The 1,702-nt window shown below is 66.2% G+C and carries 5 protein-coding genes; 2 read left to right on the top strand and 3 right to left on the bottom strand.

The genetic code is table 11. The features are described from left to right. Both BM150_RS24355 and BM150_RS23495 read left to right on the top strand, forming a co-directional pair. A partial coding sequence (locus BM150_RS24355; RefSeq protein WP_217641907.1) for a Scr1 family TA system antitoxin-like transcriptional regulator occupies window positions 1-260 on the top strand: 260 nt, incomplete at its 5' end. Window positions 261-313: 53 nt separating this feature from the next. Then, window positions 314-529: a DUF397 domain-containing protein gene (locus BM150_RS23495; protein WP_217641906.1), complete on the top strand. Its 216-nt coding sequence runs from the start codon at window positions 314-316 to the stop codon at window positions 527-529. Between the two features lie 66 nt (window positions 530-595). Here BM150_RS23495 and BM150_RS23490 read toward each other — a convergent pair whose 3' ends face one another. From BM150_RS23490 to BM150_RS23480, 3 genes are all read right to left on the bottom strand, one after another. After that, window positions 596-832, bottom strand: coding sequence for a hypothetical protein (locus tag BM150_RS23490; RefSeq protein ID WP_092930280.1), 237 nt, complete (start codon window positions 830-832; stop codon window positions 596-598). Window positions 833-869: 37 nt separating this feature from the next. Next, window positions 870-1,376, bottom strand: coding sequence for a hypothetical protein (locus tag BM150_RS23485; RefSeq protein WP_139219655.1), 507 nt, complete (start codon window positions 1,374-1,376; stop codon window positions 870-872). A gap of 10 nt (window positions 1,377-1,386) precedes the next feature. Next, window positions 1,387-1,702 (bottom strand): C40 family peptidase (locus tag BM150_RS23480; RefSeq protein ID WP_139219654.1); only part of this gene is annotated, 316 nt, incomplete at its 5' end.

The raw sequence follows: 1,702 nt of genomic DNA, 5'->3' as shown, positions 1-1,702 counted from the left end.
CGGATGTCGAGGTGTTCGTGCTGCCGTTCGAGGCCGGTGAGCAGGTCGTCCAGGGACAGACGTTCGCCGTGCTGACGTTCCCCGAGGACCAGGACCCCGACGTAGTGTTCAGTGAGTCCGTGGCGACCTCGGGATTCATCGAGTCGTACCCCTCGGTGCGGCGGCACTCGTCCGCGTTCGATACGGCGTTTCAACAGGCGCTCGGGCTGGACGACTCCCGATCCCGGATCGAGCAGATTGCTCACAGCATGATCCGATGAGCCCCGCCTGTCCCGTACTCTCGCCTCTGTCACCAGGAAGGAGACCACGCGCAATGACAACGGAAATGCTGCGCACGTCGGCTCAGTTCAGGAAGTCGAGCTATTCATCGGGCGCTCAAGACTGCGTGGCCGTTGGCCGTGCGGGTGAGTTCGCCGGTGTGCAGGACACGAAGGAGTCCGCGGACTCCCGCGAGCGGACCACGCTCGCGTTCGGCGCGGACGCGTTCGGCGCGTTCGTGGCGGCGGTGAAGTCCGGTCGGTTCGGCTGAACAACGCCGAAGCAGGTGAGCCCCCGGTCTCGTCGAGGCCGGGGGCTCGTTTCGTCTCGGGGTGGGTTAGCGGACGGTGGTGGTGTAGCCGACCAGCGTGAGGTTTCCGTCGTCCTCGAAGTCGTATTCGGGGTGCCACGCGTCGGCACGGGTCCAGCCGTGTTCGGTGAGCAGGGTCTCGGCGTCGGCGGTGCCGAGGGTCGGGTGGCTGCGGGTGTCGAGCATGTCGCCGGTAGGGCTGGTGATGACCAGTTGGGGCGGTGTGGTGTCGAGCATGGTGCGGGCCGTGGTTGCCGTGCTCATGGCGGTTCCTCCTGTTCTGTAAACCCGTAATTCCGTATTACCGGTGTTGCTGGGTTGTGGCGTTGCTGGGTTGTGTGGCGGGATCGGCCACGGCGACGTAAATGCGGCGCTGGTCGGGGTTGGTGATGGTCTGCCCGTCCGGGTCGGTGTAGACGAGTTCGTCGCCCTGCTCGTCGAAGTCAGCGGTGATGCCCACGGCTGCGAGCTGGGCTTCGTCACAGGCGGAGACGGGACGGGATTCGGTGGCCTGCACGTGGTAGCGCTCGGGCATGGTCGCGCCGTAGTTCTGCCCGTACTGCTCCAGTAGTTGGATCATGGCCTGTTGCCAGGGGGGCGGCATGGCCTGGATCAGCGGCATCGGCAACACGAGGTATCCCCCGGCGTCGCCGGGCCGCTGTCCACTGCGGAAGTACTCGGCCAAGCCACGCGCCCCGTTCGGGCTGTTCGGTGGCTGTTGCTGGCCGTGTGGGGGTGTGCCCCGGTAGGGGATGCCCTGTAGCGGCTGCTGGGGTTGCGGTTGGCTGTTGGGGGAGGGCTGGTTCATCGGTTCCTCGCTAGGCGGGTCGGGTGGCTTTCGGGACGAGTTCGCTGTCCCAGATGTCGGAAATTTTGACCGTCTCGCCGGTCTGCGGGGCTTGGATCACCTGGTTGTTGCCGATGTAGAGGGCCACGTGGTGAATCGCGGACGGATTGCCCGCCGCGTCGGCCCAGAAAATAAGGTCACCGGGTCGGGCCTGGTCCACGGGGACGTGTTTCCCGGCGTGGTACTGCTGCCCGGAAGTCCGCGGAATGGTCAACCCCGCGTGCCGGTAGGCCGATTGCATGAGTCCGGAGCAGTCGAACCGGTCGGGGCCTTCGGCTCCCCACTTG

The organism is Actinopolyspora alba, assembly GCF_900112765.1.
Taxonomy (GTDB): domain Bacteria; phylum Actinomycetota; class Actinomycetes; order Mycobacteriales; family Pseudonocardiaceae; genus Actinopolyspora; species Actinopolyspora alba.
The sequence above is the reverse complement of the archived record's forward strand: the minus strand, read 5'-3'. Positions and strand labels throughout refer to the sequence as shown.